An 18,170-nucleotide genomic window follows, 5' to 3' on the forward strand; every position below is an offset into this window, starting at 1 on the left:
CTCACGAGATGATGGCGACCGGCTGCGCGACGGCGGCCAGTAAACGCTTGATTTCCGGGACGCAGGAACCGCATTGCGTGCCACAGCCCAATTCTTGTTTCAAACCCTGCAAATCCAGGCCGCGCTCGATGCCGGCACAGACAGCGCTTTGGCTGACGTTCTTGCAGTTGCACAAGGTCTTGTCGCCAGATACCGAGGCGTTGCTGTTCCCCGGCGGCGTGCTCAATGGGGCGAGCAGCCAGCGCCGCAATTGTTCGTCAGCGCGGCCTTCCAGCCACAGGCTTTGTAGCCAATGCTGGGCGAGGGTTTCGCCAGCGAGGCGAATGGCAGTGATCCGTCCGTTCTCGATCCGTACCCGTTTACCGACAGATCGCCGCGGATCGTCGTATGCCAATACCGGGCCTTCGCTAAGCCCCAGGCACTGATCGATATCGCGCAGCAGTTGCGGGTCCGGTGCCGTGGCGCTGGCAGCGCGTATCAGCAACGCGGGGCGTTCACGGCCTGCCAGGCTAAGGCTTACGTAGGAAAACGCCTCACACAGCGGACGAAGCGTCTCAAAATGCTGTTGAACATCACCTTCGATCAGCGCGAAGAGGTGCCACGGCAATTGGACTGGCTCGATGCGCACACCGCTGTGTTTCAGTTCCGGTTGTTTCGACAACGGGTCAAACGCCGGTTGGGTGATGGCGTTGACGCCGCCCTTGAGGAAACGGTCGCCCCAATGCATGGGAAGAAATGCCTGACCCGGACGCACGCTGTCGTCGCTGCCCACCGCGACAATCACGGCGCCGCGACGGCTTTTGAGGCTGACCAGATCACCCGATTGCAACCGGTGCCGGCGCAATTCATCCGGATGCAGGCTCAGCACGGCTTCGCTGACGTGGCCGAAGAGTTGCGCGGCGGTGCCGGTGCGGCTCATGCCGTGCCACTGATCGCGCAGACGCCCGGTGATCAGGGTCAGCGGGAAGCGTGCATCACGTTGTTCCTTGGCCGCGCGATAGGGCTCTGCCACAAACTGCGCACGACCGCTGGCCGTCGGGAAAACCCCGTCCAGGTACAGTCGGGCCGTTCCTTGGTTAGCGCCCTCGGGAAAAGGCCACTGCTGCGGGCCTAGGCGATCGATCAGCGCATGACTGATTCCGGACAAGTCCAGATCACGCCCGCGCGTCAGGACTTTGTACTCATCGAACACCTGCGTCGGCGTTTCAAAGGCAAACAGGCTGGTGTGCCCGGGGCGCAGTCGTTTCTCCAGGCGCTGTGCGAAATCGACCGTGATGGCCCAGTCAGGACGTGCTTCACCGGGTGCGACAATTGCCCGGCGGACGTGGGAAATACGCCGCTCGGAGTTGGTCACCATGCCTTCCTTCTCGCCCCAGCTGGCGGCAGGCAACAACAGGTCGGCGAATGCGGCGGTTTCCGTGGTGCGAAACGCTTCCTGCAACACCACGAACGGGCACGCTTGCAGGGCCGCGCGCACCGCGCTCTGGTCCGGCAGCGATTGCGCGGGGTTGGTGCAGGCGATCCACAAGGCCTTGATCTTGCCGCTGCGCACCTGCTCGAATAGTTCGATGGCGGTGAGCCCCGTGGTCTCGGGAAGTTGCTCAACGCCCCAGTACGCCGCCACTTCGGCGCGGTGTTGCGCATTGGCGGCTTCGCGATGGCCTGGCAGCAGGTTCGACAAACTGCCGGTTTCCCGGCCACCCATGGCATTGGGCTGACCCGTCAGCGAGAAAGGTCCTGCGCCGGGACGGCCGATTTGCCCGGTGGCCAGGTGCAGGTTGATCAGCGCACTGTTTTTCGCGCTGCCAGCGGTGGACTGGTTCAGGCCCATGCACCACAACGACAGGAAACTCGGCGAAGTGCCCACCCATTCGGCGCACTGCTGCAATTGCTCAACGCTGATCCCGCAGAGCTGCGAAACCATCTGCGGCGTGTAATCGCGCACCAGGTTTTTCAGCGCCGGCAAGCCGTCGGTGTGCGCCCTGATGAAATCCCGGTCGACCCAGTCTTCCCACAGCAACAGGTGCAAAATCCCATGGAACAACGCGACATCGGTGCCGGGTAAAATCGCCAGGTGCAGGTCAGCCAAATCGCAAGTGTCGGTAAGACGTGGGTCGATGACGATCACTTTCATTTGCGGCCGACGAGATTTGGCCTCCTCCAGACGACGGAATAGCACCGGATGGGCGTAGGCCATGTTGCTGCCGACGATCATCACGCAATCGCTCATGTCCAGGTCTTCGTAACTGCACGGCGGCGCGTCGGCGCCCAGGCTGCGTTTGTAGCCAACCACCGCCGAGGACATGCACAGCCGCGAATTGCTGTCGATGTTGTTGGTGCCCACCAGCGCCCGCGCCAGTTTGTTGAAGGCGTAGTAGTCCTCGGTCAGCAATTGCCCGGAAATATAAAACGCCACGCTGTCCGGGCCGTGCTCGGCGATGGTGTCGGCGAATACGCTGGCGGCGTGATCCAGCGCGGTGTCCCACTCCGTGCGGCTGCGCGCCAGGCCTTTGCCCAGGCGCAGTTCCGGGTACAGCGCTCGCGCGGTGAGGTCGCCGGTCAGGTGCAAGGTCGACCCCTTGCTGCACAGTTTGCCGAAGTTGGCGGGGTGGGCCGGATCGCCGCTGACGCCGAGGATGCGCTCGCCGTCATGCTCGATCAGCACGCCACAGCCAACCCCGCAGTAGCAGCAGGTGGACGCGGTGATCTGGCGGTCCATCAGCCTGCGTCCCGCAGCGCCAGCAACACCCGGCCGTTCTCGACCCGCGCCGCATGGTGGTGGGCGCAGCCGATGTCCGGGGCCTGGGCTTCCCCGGACGCCAGGTCGATCTGCCAGTTGTGCAGCGGGCAGGCCACGCGCTTGCCATAGATCAAGCCTTGGGACAGCGGGCCGCCCTTGTGCGGGCAGCGGTCATCGAGGGCGAAAACCTCATCGTCGCTTGTACGAAAAATCGCGATGTCACCTTTCGGGCCGGCGATGATCCGCGAGCCGAGGGTGTTGATCTCTTCCAGTGCGCAGATATCCAGCCAGTTCATGCCAGCACCTCCAGGTTCTTCACGGGAATGACATCGAATTCTTTCTTCAACAACGGTTGTTCCAGGCGCTCCTTCCACGGGTCCTGTTCGAACGACAGGGAGAACTGCAGGCGATCATTGAGTGCCTTGCGCCGCTCCGGGTCTTCCAGCACGGCTTTCTTGATGTGTTCCATACCGACCCGTTGCAGGTAATGCACGGTGCGTTCGAGGTAGAAGGCTTCTTCGCGATAGAGCTGCAGGAATGCGCCGTTGTATTCGCGCACTTCATCAGCGGTTTTCAGCTTGACGAAGAACTCGGCGACCTCGGTTTTGATCCCGCCGTTGCCGCCGATGTACATCTCCCAACCGGAATCCACACCGATGATTCCCACGTCCTTGATCCCCGCTTCCGAGCAGTTGCGTGGGCATCCGGAGACGGCCAGTTTCACTTTGTGCGGCGACCACATGTTGAACAGGTCGTGCTCCAGTTCGATGCCCAGTTGCGTCGAGTTCTGGGTACCGAAGCGGCAGAACTCGCTGCCGACGCAGGTTTTCACGGTGCGGATGGATTTGCCGTAGGCGTGGCCGGACGGCATGTCCAGGTCTTTCCAGACGCCCGGCAAATCCTGTTTGCGGATGCCCAGCAAGTCGATGCGCTGGCCGCCGGTCACCTTGACCATCGGCACGTTGTACTTGTCGGCCACGTCGGCAATCCGGCGCAATTCCGACGGATTGGTCACGCCGCCCCACATCCGCGGCACGACCGAATAAGTGCCGTCTTTCTGGATATTGGCGTGGGCGCGTTCGTTGATCAGGCGCGATTGCGGATCGTCCTTGGCTTCGCCGGGCCAGGTGGAAATCAGGTAGTAATTGAGTGCAGGACGGCAGGTGGCGCAGCCATTGGGTGTGCGCCAGTTGAGGTAACTCATGGTGCCGGCGATGGTCAGCAGGTGCTGCTCACGGATGGCCTGGCGGATTTGCCCGTGGTTGAGGTCGCTGCAGCCGCAGATGGCTTTTTCGCTTTTCGGTTTGACGTCTGCCGCGCCGCCCACGGTGTTGATCAGGATTTGCTCGACCAGACCGGCGCAGGAGCCACAGGAACTGGCGGCCTTGGTGTGTTTCTTGACGTCGTCGACGCTGAACAGCCCGTGTTCCTGAATCGCCTTGACGATGGTGCCTTTGCACACGCCGTTGCAGCCGCAGACTTCGGCGTTGTCGGCCATGCTCATGGCTTTGTCCTGGCCCTGATGTCCTACGTCGCCGAGTGCGTTTTCCCCGAACATCAAGTGATCGCGGATCTCGCCAATGGCGTGATTCTCACGGATCTGCCGGAAATACCAGCCACCGTCCGCCGTATCGCCGTACAGACAGGCGCCGACCAGCACGTCATCCTTGATCACCAGTTTTTTGTAGACCCCGCCGATAGGGTCGGAAAGGGTGATGGTTTCGGTGCCTTCGCCGCCCATGAAGTCGCCGGCGGAGAACAGGTCGATGCCAGTGACTTTCAATTTGGTCGACGTCACCGAACCTTTGTAGGTGGCGAAGCCCAGTTGGGCGAGGTGATTGGCGCAGACCTTGGCCTGTTCGAACAGCGGCGCGACCAGGCCGTAGGCGATGCCACGGTGGCTGGCGCATTCGCCGATGGCGTAGATTTTTGGGTCGTAGGTTTGCATCGTGTCGTTGACCAGAATCCCGCGGTTGCACGGAATGCCGGACTTTTCCGCCAGCTCGGTGTTCGGCCGGATGCCGGCGGCCATCACCACCAGGTCGGCGGGGATGATGTCGCCGTTCTTGAATTGCACTGAGCCGACCCGGCCATTGCCGGCATCGTGCAGCGCCTGAGTCTGCTCGCTCAGGCGAAAATGCAGGCCACGACCTTCAAGGGCGGTTTGCAGCAACTGGCCGCTGGTCTTGTCCAGTTGCCGTTCCAGCAACCACTCGCCGATGTGCACCACGGTGACGTGCATGCCGCGCAGCATCAGGCCGTTCGCCGCTTCCAGGCCGAGCAGGCCGCCGCCGATGACCACCGCGTGTTTGTGGGTCTTCGCGGTGTTGATCATGGCCTGGGTGTCGGCGATGTCGCGGTAGCCGATCACGCCCTGCAAGGTGTTGCCGGGGATCGGCAGAATGAATGGGGTCGAGCCAGTCGCGATCAGCAGGCGATCGTACTCGGCCTCGGTGCCGTCTTCGGCGATGACCCGGCGCTTGATCCGGTCGATCTCCACCACTTTGCGGTTGAGCAACAGCTTGATGTTGTTGTCCAGGTACCAGTCCAGGTCGTTGAGCACGATCTCTTCGAAGGTCTGTTCACCGGCCAGCACCGGCGACAGCAGGATGCGGTTGTAATTGGTATGGGGTTCGGCGCCGAAGACCGTGATGTCGTACAGCTCATTGCTCAGTTTGAGCAGTTCTTCCAGGGTACGGACCCCGGCCATGCCGTTGCCGATCATCACCAGTTTGAGTTTTTTCATCAGGTTCTCCGGGAGCTTGGACCCGCCTCATCAGGGCGTTCAGGTCGTGCTCGACAAATTTTGCGCAAACAAAAAAAGGCGTCCCGCTAGTTGCCTAGCGAGGACGCCTTTGTCCTTGTCCCGTTCTCTCGGGAAGCTCGCCCTTCGTCGTTGAAGGCCGGGCTTTATGTGTGGTGGAAGAGGTAATGCAGTGGTTGTGCCAAGTTGCTGCAATCAAGGTTTTACTGGGGGACTGAGCAGGTGCTCAGAGTTTGATTCGGTTTTCCTGCACCGATTCGAGGCGGGTCGCCCGGTCCTGGGGCGCAGTAAACCTGTGGCGAGGGAGCTTGCTCCCGTTCGAGCGCGTAGCGGTCGCCTTTCCGGGGTCTGCTTCGCAGACCAGCGGGAGCAAGCTCCCTCGCCACGGTGTTTGGTGATCAATTCAGGATGAGTGAAACACGAAAAACAGCAGCACCAGATTCACCAGCAACGACACCAACGCCATTGTTCGCCAAACCTTCAGCGGCTCGCGTTCCAGCAACGGCCTGGGCCGCACGCTCAAACTTCGGCGCTCGCCCTGTTCCAGCAACAGCAACCATTCTTCCGCGGTTTCGAAACGCTGATCGGGGTCCACCATCACCGCTCGTTCCAGACTTTGCGCGAGCCATTCCGGCACGTCGGGCCGGTAGCGACTGGCGCTGACCGGCACGCCAAACCGTGGCCGCTGAAAGGCTTCGATTTCGCCGTAGGGGTAATGCCCGGAGAGCAGGAAATACAAGGTGACGCCGACCGCATACAAATCCTGTTGTGGTGTTGGCGCATCGCCGCGAAACATTTCCGGGGCGATGAAACTCGGTGTGCCCGGTACGTCAGAGGGCAGGTCTTCAGACAGACCATGGCAGTACGCGAGGCCGAAATCCAGCAGTCGTAGCTCACCGTCGTCCCCCAGCAGCAGGTTCTCCGGTTTGATGTCGCGATGCAGAATCTGCCGTCGATGCAGCATGCCGACCGCCCGCAGCAGGCGCTCGGCCAGATCCCGCCAGTGCGCCAGCGGCAGCGGCCCGGCGCTGGCGTAAACGTGCGCCAGGGTCGAACCGGAATATTCGCGCATCACGTAGTACAAATGCTGACGCTGACTGGCGGCATGGACTTCAGGAAAATGCCGACCGGCCACTCGCTTGAGAAACCATTCTTCCGAGAGCAATGCTTGCCCGGCCCGGTGATCGTCGCGCAGCGCCGTGGGCAAGGTTTTCAGCAACCAGGGTTGTTGTTGCGCATCGCGCACCTGATAGAGCAGCGATTGCTGGCTTTGCGCGAGTATTCCTTCGACTTGCCAACCCTCGAACACCTGGCCCGGTTTCAGCGCCGGTGGCAGCGGCCATTGCTGCAGGTGAATCAATGCATCGCCGATGCTGGTTTCACCGAGGGCGTCGACCCGCACCAGCAGGGCGCTGGCATTGTCCTGACTGCCGGCCAGATGCGCGGCGCTCACCAGGGTTTGCGCGGCGCTGTGCAGATCCGGTTGATCGCGCAGGATCGCCGCGATGGCCGTGTCGCCCAAAACGGCCCAAATCCCATCGCTGAGCAGCACAAAGCTCTCATCGAGGCGCAATTCGCCGTCGAGAAAATCCAGGACCAGGTGCTGATCCAGTCCGAGTGCGCGCTTGAGCACGTGCTGCATGCCCGGCTGGTCCCAGACGTGATCCTCGCTGACCCTTTGCAACTGCCCGGCGTGCCAGCGATACACCCGGCAATCGCCGACATGGGCCAGGGTGAAACGCCTGCCGCGCAGCACCAGCGCACTGACGGTGGTGAGCAATGGTTGCCCGCCACCATTGGCCCGCAACCAACGGTTCTGCGCCAGCAACAGTCGGTCCAGTGCCTGCGCCACGCCCCAGGTTTGCGGCGTGGCGTAGTAGTCCAGTGCCAGGGCCTGCAAGGTCGAGCGCGCGGCGAGTCCGCCGTCCGCGCATTGACTGACACCGTCGGCGATGGCGAACAGGTAACCCTTGCTCGCCGCCAACGCCGGGGCCGGGGTGACCAGGCGCAGGGCGTCCTGGTTTTCCTCGCGGGGGCCGGTGGCGCTGGCTTCGGCGAAACTCAGTTGCAGGCTCATCGGGAAGTCAGACCCGGGCAGCGGTCACGGCCGCCGAGCCCCACGTGGTTCTCCAGCGACGTTTCACCCCATGCAGTCCGAACCAGGCAAGCACGCCGAGGCTGGCGAACAACCACAAAGCCAGTTGATAGCTGCCGGTGCTTTGCTTGATGGCCCCCATGCCGGCGGCCAGGGCAAAACCACCGATGCCGCCGGCCATGCCGATCAAACCGGTCATCACACCGATCTCGCGCCGAAAACGCTGCGGGACCAACTGGAAAACCGCACCATTGCCTGCCCCCAGACCGAGCATGGTGCAGACGAAAAGGGCCAGTGCTGCGTAGGAACTTGGCAGGTTGAACCCTACGGCGGCGATGCAAATCGCCGCCACGGTGTACATACCGAGCAAGGTGCGAATGCCTCCAAAACGGTCGGCCAGCGCACCGCCCAAGGGACGCATCAGGCTGCCACCGAACACGCAGGCCGCCGTGTAGTAGCCGGCGGTCACCGGGCTCAGGCCATATTGATCGTTGAAGTAGCCGGGCAGGGCGCTGGCCAGGCCGATGAAACCGCCGAAGGTCACGCTGTAGAAAAACATGAACCACCAGCTGTCACGGTCGCCCAAGGCTTTGAAATAGTCGGCCACGGATTTGGCTTTCGGCCGTTCCGGAGCGTTTTTGGCCAGCCAGGCGAAGACGATCAGGGTCAGGATCAGCGGAATAAGCGCGAAACCGAACACGTTGCTCCAGCCGAATGCGGCGGCCAATACCGGCGCTATCAATGCCGCCAGCACAGTGCCCGAGTTGCCGGCACCCGCGATGCCCATGGCTTTGCCCTGATGCTGCGGGGGGTACCATTGCGAGGCCAGCGGCAGGGCGACGGCGAATGAAGCGCCGGCCATGCCGAGGAACAGGCCCAGCAGCAGCGCTTGTTCATAGCTGTGAATGCCGAGTTTCCAGGCGCCGAACAGGGCGCAGATGACGATCACCTGGCCGATCAGCCCGGCGGTCTTTGGCGAGAGACGATCCGCCAGCATGCCCATGATGAAGCGCAGCACGGCGCCGGCCAGGATCGGCGTCGCCACCACCAGTCCGCGTTGCTGGGTGGTCAGGTGCAGGTCGGCGGCGATTTGCACCGCCAACGGGCCGAGCAGGTACCAGACCATGAAGCTCAGGTCGAAGTAGAGGAAGGCCGCGAACAATGTCGGGGTATGGCCGGATTTCCAGAAGCTTGAATTCATCGCGCACCTCAGCGGTTAGTCGTCTCGAGAAGGAGTCATCAGCTAGCGGGTGGGGCGCCGCAACGGCCGCACCACCGGCCCCGGGCTGTGGGGCCAAAACAAAAAAACGCCGCCACCCGATCCGCCATGGGCGAATGAGGTGAGCGACGTCTTTGTCGTAGGTGGGGCAACCGCCGTTGGTTACCTGTAGTGATTGCTTAGCGAGATCTGTGCCAACAGTCGAAGACCGAGGTGTGGCCATTCGCGGGCAAGCCTTGCTCCTACAGAGGCGGCGCCATCCTGTAGGAGCAAGGCTTGCCCGCGAAGGCGTTCGTCAGCCGAGCAACTCACTCATGGCAATAATCTGCTCCGCCACCTGAATCAGCTTCTGCTGGCGGCTCATGGCCTGGCGGCGCATCAGGGTGTAGGCCTCTTCCTCGTTGCAGTTTTTCATTTTCATCAGCAACCCCTTGGCCAGCTCGATGCGCTTGCGCTCCGCCAGTTGCTGATCGCGGGCATGCAGCTGGGCGCGCAAGGCCTGGTCGCTTTCGAAACGGGCCATGGCCACGTCGAGAATCGGCTGCAAGCGTTGTGCGTGAATGCCCTCGACGATGTAGGCACTGACCCCGGACTTGATCGCCTGGCGCATTACGCCGGGGTCATGCTCGTCGGTGAACATCACGATGGGCCGTGGCTGATCGCGGGTCACCAGCACCACTTGCTCCATGACATCGCGGCCCGGTGACTCGGTATCGATCAGAATCACATCCGGGCGCACCGTTTCGACGCGCGCGGGCAGGTCGATGGTCAGGCCCGACTCATCGATCACCTCGAACCCGGCTTCGGTCAGGGCCGCTTTCAGGCGTCCGACCTTTTTCGCGGTGTCGTTGATCAGCAGAATACGCAACATATTCGCAGGCTCCTGTCAGCGGCGGGCGAGCAGCGGCGAGCTGTCGCTCATGGCGTGCAGCTTGAAACTGCGCGCGTAGCCGGCTGGGTCCGAGCCATCCCAGATTTTGCCGTCGATCAACTGGCTGCTGCGCATCGGCGAACCCGAGGCGTCGATGCCGACCGCGCTGGCGGCCTCGCGGTACACCTCAAGCTGCTGCACCTGGCGGGCCACAGCGAGATAGTCCGGGTCATCGCGCAACAATCCCCAGCGGCGGAACTGGGTCATGAACCACATGCCGTCGGACAGGTAAGGAAAATTCACCGCGCCACCGCCATGGAAACGCAGCGCGTGCGGGTCCTGCCAGCGATTGCCGAGGCCGTCGGCGTAATCGCCCAGCAAGCGTGGTTCGATGCAGTCCAGCGGCGCATCGAGGTACTGCGGCGCGCTAAGCAATTGCGCGGTGCTTCGGCCGTTTTCAGTGCTGTCTTCGATAAAACGGCTGGCTTGCAGAATTGCCATCACCAGCGCCCGGGCGGTGTTGGGGTATTGATCGACGAAGGCGCGGGTGCAACCGAGGACTTTTTCCGGGTGATCGGGCCAGAGGGTCTGGGTGGTCGCCAGGGTGAAGCCGAGGTTCTGCTTCACTGCGCTGGCCGCCCAAGGCTCACCGACACAGAAACCGTCAATGCGCCCGGCTTGCAGGTGCGCGACCATTTGCGGCGGCGGGACCACCACGCTCTCCACGTCCTGCAACGGATGAATGCCTTGGCTGGCCAGCCAGTAAAACAGCCACATCGCATGGGTGCCGGTGGGGAAGGTCTGAGCGAAGGTGAGTTTTGAGCGACTTTGGTGCACGTGGCGATCCAGCGCCTCAGGACCGGTCACGCCCAAGGCCTGCAAGCCGTGGGAAAGGTTGATGCTCTGGCCGTTCTGGTTCAGGCCCATCAGCACCGACATGTCCGTCGGAGCCACGCCGCCGATGCCCAGGTGCACGGCGTAAATCAGGCCGTACAGGCTGTGGGCGGCGTCGAGTTCGCCGCTGACCAGTTTGTCCCGCAGATTGGCCCACGACGATTGGCGCTTGAGGTTCAGGGTCAGGCCGTAAGGCTGGGCGAACCCCTGCGTCGCGGCGACCACCACCGAAGCACAATCGCTCAGGGCCATGAAGCCGAGGTTGATGTCGGTCTTTTCCGGGGCATCGCTGCCGTTGACCCAGGCCAGCGGGCCGCTTGCGGTTTCAATCATCGCGTAAACACCTTCCATAAAAAAACGCCGTACCGGGCGGCTTGCCAGAGCAAGGCCGGGTGACGACGCCATTGTCCTTCCACTCATCCCGTCGTTGGCATGAGCGCTGATGACAATGCCAGTGCAAGGCTGATGCCAGCCCGGGGGCCAAGGCAAAATGGTCGCCTGTCGCTGGCAACCCCGGCTATAATCGCCGCCACTTTTCGTAGCCCAGAGTCAAACCCGCCCATGTACACCCTGGCCCGTCAGCTGTTGTTCAAACTATCCCCGGAAACCTCCCACGATCTGTCCCTGGACCTGATCGGCGCGGGCGGGCGTTTGGGCCTCAACGGCTTGTTGTGCAAGGCCCCGGCGAAAATGCCGGTGAGCGTCATGGGCCTGGAGTTTCCGAACCCTGTGGGGCTGGCGGCGGGCCTGGACAAGAACGGCGCAGCCATCGACGGTTTCGCCCAGCTGGGTTTTGGTTTTGTCGAAATCGGCACCATCACTCCGCGCCCACAACCGGGCAACCCGAAACCACGGATTTTCCGTCTGCCGGAAGCCGAGGCGATCATTAATCGCATGGGGTTCAACAACCTCGGTGTCGATCACCTGCTGGCCCGCGTCGCCGCCGCCAAGTACAAAGGTGTGCTGGGCATCAACATCGGCAAGAACTTCGACACCCCGGTTGAGCGAGCGGTCGATGACTACCTCATCTGCCTGGACAAAGTGTACGCCCACGCCAGTTACGTGACGGTCAACGTCAGTTCGCCGAATACGCCGGGCCTGCGCAGCCTGCAATTTGGCGATTCGCTCAAGCAATTGCTGGCCGACCTGGCCACCCGCCGGGCTGAATTGGCGCTGCGCCACGGCAAACATGTTCCGCTGGCGATCAAGATCGCGCCAGACATGACCGACGAAGAAACCGCTCAGGTGGCCCAGGCACTGATTGAAACCGGGATGGACGCGGTCATCGCGACCAACACCACCCTGAGTCGTGTCGGCGTTGAAGGCATGGAGCATGGCGACGAGGCGGGCGGCCTGTCCGGCGCACCGGTTCGCGACAAGAGCACCCACACCGTCAAGGTGCTGGCCTCGGAGCTGGCCGGCCGTCTGCCGATTATCGCCGTGGGCGGGATTACCGAAGGCAAGCACGCGGCCGAGAAAATCGCGGCGGGTGCGAGCCTGGTGCAGCTTTATTCCGGCTTTATCTATAAGGGGCCGGCGTTGATTCGCGAGTCCGTCGACGCCATCGCGGCCCTGCGCTAGAGGCTGATCAGAACCTTGCGCTGAGGGTTATTGTGGCGAGGGAGCTTGCTCCCACTCGGCTGCGTAGCAGTCGTGAACCCTGTAACCACGTTTCGCCTGACGCACCTGATTGGTAGCTTTTGGGGCCGCTCCGCAGCCCCGCGGGAGCAAGCTCCCTCGCCACAAAAGCAGCATTGATGCAGCAGATTTTTTACAGGCATAAAAAAGGGCTCCTTTAAAGGAGCCCCTGGGCCGGAGCCCGCCGTCCGGATGGGACGTGCGTGGTTAATGTATTCAGTCAGTCATCAGATTATCGTGTCGGAGTGTTAAGCCCTGTCATTAGCCGACGGCGTGAAGTTCGTTGAGTCTGTGTATACCCGCAGTGCCGGTCATACCGTCCCAGTTGTCGCCGCGTCCTTCTCGCCAGCCGTTAATCCAGGCTTGGCGTACTGACGGTAGAGTAAATGGGCAAAGCTCACGGGATTTGCCACCAACGCCATATTGATATCCGCGCAAAAATGCTCTTTCCAACGGATCACGCTTAAGTCTTCTCATAGGGTGTTGCCCTCACTTGTTGACTGTATGTATCGCGTCGACCTCAATCGAGGTCTGGCAGAAATGTCTGCCGCTGGCGGCTCGCTGCCGGCGTGGCGAGCCAAGGTGTTGACGTCCGTTGTGGCGCCAACCTGTGTTGAGTTCTAACCAATGCGTCACATCGAGGGAATGATCGTTTTGTCATAAGGACGTAACCATTAAGGTGGTATGGCCATAAGTAACAGGATGCTTACAGCGCCTTTATTAGCCAAACCCCGGTATGATCGGCCCCGCGCTGGATGATGGGGTTAATCCCTTAGTGAGAATGCCTCCCGTTGCACTGGGGGACTATTCGACGAAGGGTCGACTTATGACATTTTGTTGCATCAACTTTTTTATCTGTCCTTGCATCTAAGCTCATTTAACCCGAGCAGCAGGGGTGGAACGGCACACCTTCGTGCCACGCGGGCGCTCTTCAAGAAAAGCGCCTGATTGAAAACCGGACCGGCAATGCGTTGCCCGTTCACTCAGCCAAAGGCTTTGAAATCCCAATGTCCGATCAATTCGAAATCTTCCTCACCTGCCCCAAAGGCCTTGAAGGCCTGCTCATCGAGGAAGCCGTCGGGCTTGGCCTTGAAGAAGCGCGTGAACACACCTCTGCCGTGCGCGGCATGGCCACCATGGAAACCGCTTATCGCCTGTGCCTGTGGTCGCGCCTGGCGAACCGGGTATTGCTGGTGCTCAAGCGCTTCCCGATGAAAGACGCCGAAGACCTGTACCACGGCGTGCTCGATATCGAGTGGCAAGACCACATGCTCAACGATGGCACCCTGGCCGTCGAGTTCAGCGGTCATGGCTCGGGCATCGACAACACCCACTTCGGCGCCTTGAAAGTTAAAGACGCCATCGTCGACAAACTGCGCACGCCGCAAGGCGACCGTCCGTCAATCGACAAACTCAATCCGGACCTGCGCATTCACCTGCGCCTGGACCGTGGCGAAGCGATCCTGTCCCTCGACCTGTCCGGCCACAGCCTGCACCAGCGCGGTTACCGCCTGCAGCAAGGCGCGGCGCCGCTGAAGGAAAACCTTGCGGCCGCCATCCTGATCCGTTCGGGCTGGCCGCGCATTGCAGCCGAAGGCGGCGCGCTGGCTGACCCGATGTGCGGTGTGGGGACGTTCCTCGTCGAAGCGGCGATGATCGCCGCCGATATGGCACCGAACCTGCGTCGCGAACAATGGGGCTTCACCGCGTGGCTCGGTCACGTCCCTGCGCTGTGGAAAAAACTTCACGAAGAAGCCAGCGAGCGTGCTGCGGCCGGTCTGGCCAAGCCACCGCTGTGGATTCGCGGTTACGAAGCGGACCCGCGCCTGATTCAACCGGGCCGCAACAACGTAGAGCGCGCCGGCCTGAGCGAGTGGATCAAGATTTACCAGGGCGAAGTCGGCACATTCGAGCCACGCCCGGACCAGAACCAGAAAGGCCTGGTCATCTGCAACCCGCCCTACGGCGAGCGTCTGGGTGACGAGGCGAGCTTGCTCTACCTCTACCAGAACCTCGGCGAGCGCCTGCGTCAGGCCTGCCTGAACTGGGAAGCCGCGGTCTTTACCGGCGCGCCGGACCTGGGCAAGCGCATGGGCATCCGCAGCCACAAACAGTATTCGTTCTGGAACGGCGCCTTGCCGTGCAAATTGCTGCTGATCAAGGTCACCCCGGATCAGTTCGTCACCGGCGAACGTCGCACCCCGGAACAACGTCAGGTCGAGCGCGAGCAGGCGGAGTACGATCAGGCGCCAAACGAGCCACAGGAACGCCAGTACAACAAGAACGGCAACCCGATCAAACCGGTACCGGTGGTCGTCGAGCAACCGCGCTTGAGTGAAGGCGGGCAGATGTTCGCCAACCGTTTGCAGAAAAACCTGAAAGCATTGGGCAAATGGGTCAAACGTGAAGGCATCGACTGCTATCGTGTGTATGACGCCGACATGCCCGAGTATTCCATGGCCATCGACCTGTATCACGATTGGGTTCACGTCCAGGAATATGCGGCACCGAAATCCATCGATCCGGAAAAAGCCTCGGCACGCATGTTCGACGCGCTGGCGGCCATTCCGCAGGCCTTGAACATCGACAAGAGCCGGGTGGTGGTCAAGCGTCGCGAGCGTCAGAGCGGCACCAAGCAGTACGAACGCCAGGCGGCGCAGGGCAAGTTCGTCGAGGTCAACGAAGGCGGCGTGAAGCTGCTGGTGAACCTCACCGACTACCTCGACACCGGGCTGTTCCTCGATCACCGGCCGATGCGCATGCGGATTCAGAAAGAGGCGGCCGGCAAGCGCTTCCTCAACCTGTATAGCTACACCGCGACCGCCAGTGTTCACGCAGCCAAGGGCGGCGCGCGCAGCACCACCAGCGTCGACTTGTCGAAAACCTATCTGGACTGGGCGCGTCGCAACCTGTCGTTGAACGGTTTCTCGGACAAGAACCGCCTGGAGCAGGGCGATGTGATGGTCTGGCTCGATGCCTGCCGTGACGAATTCGACCTGATCTTCATCGATCCGCCGACGTTCTCCAACTCCAAGCGCATGGAAGGGATCTTCGACGTACAGCGCGACCAGGTGCAATTGATCGACCTGGCCATGGCGCGTCTGGCACCGGGTGGGGTGTTGTACTTCTCCAACAACTTCCGCAAGTTCGAACTGGAGCCCAACCTCGCCGAGCGTTACGCGGTCGAGGAAATCACCGCCCAGACCATCGATCCGGATTTTGCCCGTAATGGCAAGATCCACCGCGCCTGGAAAATCACGGCCCGTTGACACAAAGCACTGTAGGAGCGAGCTTGCTCGCGATGAACCCGAGAGCGCCGCGTATATTCAGAAAGCGCGCGTTATCGTTGTCCTCCATCGCGAGCAAGCTCGCTCCTACAGGCTTCTTTCAGTACTGGTCAAATTAGTGGCTAATAGCTATAACTCACACAGGGCCAAAGGGCTTTCCCGCACCTGGCGTTTTGAGTTGCGTTTATGTCGTTGCACGCCGTGCGCCCTAAGATCCTGGGGTTTATCAGAGAAGATGTTTCGGCCTGGCTGGTCGCGCTACTGGTATTAATTGTCGGTGGCATACTCACGGCTTTATTGGCCTGGTCGACGCTGAATCTGTTTCATCATCAATTGCGGCAACGTTTCCAACTGCTGGCCAGTGAACGTTACAGCCGTATCGAAGAACGCTTCGAAGATCAGGAGCAGCGCCTCGATGGCTTGCGCCGGTTCTTCGCCAATTCCGACTCGGTTTCCCGGGAAGAATTCGACGGGTACACCCGACCTTTATTGCACCGGACTCAAGCCTATTCCTTCGCCCAGCGGGTGAGTCGTGGCGAACGCGAGGCTTTCGAGCGCCGGGTACGGGATGAAGGGTTGCCTGATTTCACGGTTCGCGAACTGAACGGCGATGGCCAGCTGCAACTGGCGGCCGAGCGCGATGAGTACGTGGCGGTGCTGTACAGCCAGACGCAAAGCAAACTCGGGTCGCCGCTGGGCTACGACTTGCTGGCTCAACCCCTGCGCCGTTCCACCCTTGAACGCGCCGACGAAAATGACGGACTGGCGGTCTCGCAACCGATGCATCTGGTCAGTATCGAGCCGGCGTTTGCCCGAGGGGTGCTGCTGGTGGCGCCGGTCATGCTCCAGCATCGCGACAGCTCGCCAGCGGCGACGAACAAGCCGTTCGGGTACGTGATGGCGGTAATCAGCATGCGCCAGTTGCTGGCGGACGGGCTGCCGGAGGCCGGCCATGATTACCTGTCGGTGCGCATCCTCGACCTGTCCACCAACGATCAGCACGAAGTCCTGTATGAATCTCCCAATCCACCGGCGCTCAGTGAATTGTCCGCGACCCGGCTCCTGCGCCTTGCCGACCATAACTATCAGGTAGACATCCAGCCGAGCGAGGCTTTCCTGCAGGCCAACCACTCTTCGGTGAGCAGCTTGGTGGTGTTGGGCGGCTTGCTCAGTCTGATGCTCAGTGCCTTGTTGTATGTGCTGGCCAGTCAGCGCCAGAGGGCACTGAAGATGGTCGAGCAGCGGACCCAGGAGCTGCGCGCCCGCGAGCAGGAATTGCGCGGTACCCATGGCCAGCTGCGCGGCGTGCTCAATGCCGCGACCCAGGTCGCGATCATTGCCACCGACCTGCGCGGCATCATCAGCACCTTCAATGCCGGCGCCGAGCAGATGCTCGGGTATTCCAGCGCGGAGGTGGTGGGGCACATGACGCTGGAAAACCTGCATTTACCCCGAGAACTCGCCGCCCGCTCGGCGGAGTTGAGCGCTCGATACGGCAAATCGATCCCGACCTGCCAGGCCATGCTGGTCGAGGGCGGCCTGGAGGGAGGTCACGAAGCGCGGGAATGGACGCTGGTGCGCAGTGATGGCAGCCATCTGATGGTGAACATGCTGGCAACCCCGGTCCTTGATGAACAAGGCCTGTGGGTCGGTCATCTGGCGATCTGTATCGACATTACCGAGCGCAAGCGGGTCTACGAGGCCTTGGCCGCGCGCGACCTGCTGCTGAAAAAGCTCAGCGCCCATGTGCCCGGCGGGATCTACCAGTTCAAGATGGCGTTCGATGGCCGTTTTAGTGTGATCTATGCCAGCGATGGTATCCGCGAAATCTACGAACTCGAGCCGGACGTGCTGCTGCTCAATGCCGAGGCGATTTTCACGCGGATTCATCCCCAGGACTCGCCCCGGGTCCGAGCTTCGATCCGGGCCTCGGCGGACACCCTCAGCCCCTGGCGCGAGGAATACCGGGTGCAGTTGCCTCTGCGGGGGCTGCGCTGGGTCCGTGGCGAGGCGACGCCGGAGGAACAACCGGGTGGCGACGTGCTCTGGCACGGTTATATCTCGGACATTTCCGACCTGAAACGGGTAGAGGAAGAACTGCGGGCTTTGTCGGTGACCGATTCCCTGACCGGCATTCACAACCGCCGTTATTTCCAGGAGCGCCTGACCACCGAAATGACGCGGGTCGAGCGCGGTGGCGGTGAACTGTCGGTGATCATGCTCGATATCGACCATTTCAAGCGCATCAACGACCAGCACGGCCACGCGGTGGGGGACCGGGTGTTGCAGGCGGTGTGTGAGCGTATCGGTCATCGACTGCGACGCACCGACGTGTTCTGTCGTCTGGGCGGCGAAGAGTTCATGGTGCTGTGCCCGGACATTGACGGCCAACAGGCGCATGTCCTGGCGCTGCAGCTGTGGCAATCCTTGCGCAGTTCACCGATCGATGGCGTCGGCGTGGTCACCGCGAGTTTCGGGATCGCCAGCTGGCGTGTCGGCGAAGGCGCGGATGCGCTGCTGCTGCGGGCGGACTCGGGGGTTTATGCGGCGAAGCAGAACGGACGGGACCGGGTTGAAGGGGAGATGAGTTAAGCGGGGCTAGATGTGGGAGCGAGCCTGCTCGCGATAGCGGTCTGTCAGTCACATCGATGTTGGATGTGCT

The 18,170-nt window shown here is 61.8% G+C and carries 11 protein-coding genes; 3 read left to right on the plus strand and 8 right to left on the minus strand.

Annotation, left to right across the window (positions count from 1 at the left end; genetic code table 11):
* Position 1: 1 nt before the first annotated feature.
* From EJA72_RS11745 to EJA72_RS11775, 7 genes are all read right to left on the minus strand, one after another.
* Entirely contained in the window at positions 2-2,719 is a 2,718-nt protein-coding gene (locus tag EJA72_RS11745) for a nitrate reductase (RefSeq protein WP_157711605.1), read from the minus strand.
* A complete protein-coding gene (gene nirD / locus EJA72_RS11750; protein WP_157711606.1) occupies positions 2,719-3,036 on the minus strand; it encodes a nitrite reductase small subunit NirD in 318 nt (105 codons plus the stop codon). Before nirD ends, EJA72_RS11745 begins: the two co-directional genes overlap by 1 nt.
* Positions 3,033-5,486: a nitrite reductase large subunit NirB gene (gene nirB / locus EJA72_RS11755; RefSeq protein WP_157711607.1), complete on the minus strand. Its 2,454-nt coding sequence runs from the start codon at positions 5,484-5,486 to the stop codon at positions 3,033-3,035. The genes nirD and nirB overlap by 4 nt, the downstream gene beginning before the upstream one ends.
* Before the next feature lie 421 nt (positions 5,487-5,907).
* Positions 5,908-7,581: a bifunctional protein-serine/threonine kinase/phosphatase gene (locus tag EJA72_RS11760; protein ID WP_157711608.1), complete on the minus strand. Its 1,674-nt coding sequence runs from the start codon at positions 7,579-7,581 to the stop codon at positions 5,908-5,910.
* A 7-nt stretch (positions 7,582-7,588) separates the two neighbouring features.
* Positions 7,589-8,800: a NarK/NasA family nitrate transporter gene (locus EJA72_RS11765; protein WP_157711609.1), complete on the minus strand. Its 1,212-nt coding sequence runs from the start codon at positions 8,798-8,800 to the stop codon at positions 7,589-7,591.
* Between the two features lie 313 nt (positions 8,801-9,113).
* Positions 9,114-9,689: an ANTAR domain-containing response regulator gene (locus EJA72_RS11770; protein ID WP_157711610.1), complete on the minus strand. Its 576-nt coding sequence runs from the start codon at positions 9,687-9,689 to the stop codon at positions 9,114-9,116.
* 15 nt (positions 9,690-9,704) lie between these two features.
* Positions 9,705-10,916: a CmpA/NrtA family ABC transporter substrate-binding protein gene (locus EJA72_RS11775; RefSeq protein WP_157711611.1), complete on the minus strand. Its 1,212-nt coding sequence runs from the start codon at positions 10,914-10,916 to the stop codon at positions 9,705-9,707.
* Positions 10,917-11,144: 228 nt separating this feature from the next.
* Between EJA72_RS11775 and EJA72_RS11780 the strand changes: the two genes are divergently transcribed.
* Positions 11,145-12,164 (plus strand): quinone-dependent dihydroorotate dehydrogenase, encoded by a 1,020-nt coding sequence (locus EJA72_RS11780; RefSeq protein WP_157711612.1) that lies wholly within the window; start codon positions 11,145-11,147, stop codon positions 12,162-12,164.
* A gap of 318 nt (positions 12,165-12,482) precedes the next feature.
* Here the strand turns inward: EJA72_RS11780 and rmf are convergent, their stop codons facing one another.
* Positions 12,483-12,698 carry a ribosome modulation factor gene (rmf, locus tag EJA72_RS11785; RefSeq protein ID WP_003223300.1) on the minus strand — a complete coding sequence of 72 codons (216 nt, stop codon included), beginning with the start codon at positions 12,696-12,698 and terminating at the stop codon, positions 12,483-12,485.
* Between the two features lie 530 nt (positions 12,699-13,228).
* Between rmf and rlmKL the strand changes: the two genes are divergently transcribed.
* Complete coding sequence (gene rlmKL, locus EJA72_RS11790; RefSeq protein WP_157711613.1) at positions 13,229-15,490, plus strand: bifunctional 23S rRNA (guanine(2069)-N(7))-methyltransferase RlmK/23S rRNA (guanine(2445)-N(2))-methyltransferase RlmL; 2,262 nt, start codon at positions 13,229-13,231, stop codon at positions 15,488-15,490.
* Positions 15,491-15,694: 204 nt separating this feature from the next.
* Complete coding sequence (locus tag EJA72_RS11795) at positions 15,695-18,100, plus strand: GGDEF domain-containing protein (protein ID WP_157711614.1); 2,406 nt, start codon at positions 15,695-15,697, stop codon at positions 18,098-18,100.
* The last annotated feature ends 70 nt before the right edge of the window (positions 18,101-18,170 follow it).

It is taken from the genome of Pseudomonas sp. PB120 (assembly GCF_009761815.1).
In the GTDB taxonomy this organism is placed as follows: Bacteria; Pseudomonadota; Gammaproteobacteria; order Pseudomonadales; family Pseudomonadaceae; genus Aquipseudomonas.